At 58.9% G+C, this 589-nt stretch carries 1 protein-coding gene; it reads right to left on the reverse strand.

Features of this window, described 5'->3' with window-relative positions; all coding sequences use genetic code 11:
• Positions 1 to 589: IS3 family transposase (locus BMI87_RS21850; protein WP_146681747.1), on the reverse strand; the 589-nt coding region annotated here is incomplete at both ends.

Consider the following 589-nt stretch of genomic DNA (forward strand, 5'->3'; position numbering starts at 1 on the left):
GATTTCGTCAGCGTGATCGGAGCCTTGTTCCCGATCGCGCCGTGTGGCCGTTCCTCATTGTAGTATCTACGCCAAGCCTCCAACTTTTCGGTCGCATCCGCAAGGGTGAGGAACCAATGCTGGTTCAAGCACTCGGTCCGGAACCGGCCGTTGAACGCTTCGATGAATGCATTGTCGGTCGGCTTGCCGGGGCGCGAGAAGTCGAGGGTCACGCCACGCTGATAGGCCCAGAGGTCCATGTCGCGAGACACGAACTCGGTGCCCTGATCGACTCGGATAGTCTTCGGATAGCCTGTCTGTCGGCACACCCGGTCCAGCGTTGCGACCACATCCTCGCCGCGGTAGCTGAACCGGACATCGAGCACTGGCACGTAGCGTGAGAAGGTGTCGATGACTGTCAGAACCCTCAGCTTCTTGCCTGTCGCAAGCTGATCGTGAACAAAGTCCATTGCCCAGACGTCGTTCGGGCCGACCGCCTCGGCGCGGTCGTCACGCAGCTTGGCCTTCACACGGCGCTTCGGCGTCTTGTTCCTGAGTTGCAATCCCAACTCCCTGTAAATCCGATAGACTTTCTTGATGTTGATGTTCC

Origin of the sequence: Thioclava sp. F28-4 (genome assembly GCF_002020045.1) — a bacterium.
Lineage (GTDB): Bacteria > Pseudomonadota > Alphaproteobacteria > Rhodobacterales > Rhodobacteraceae > Thioclava > Thioclava sediminum.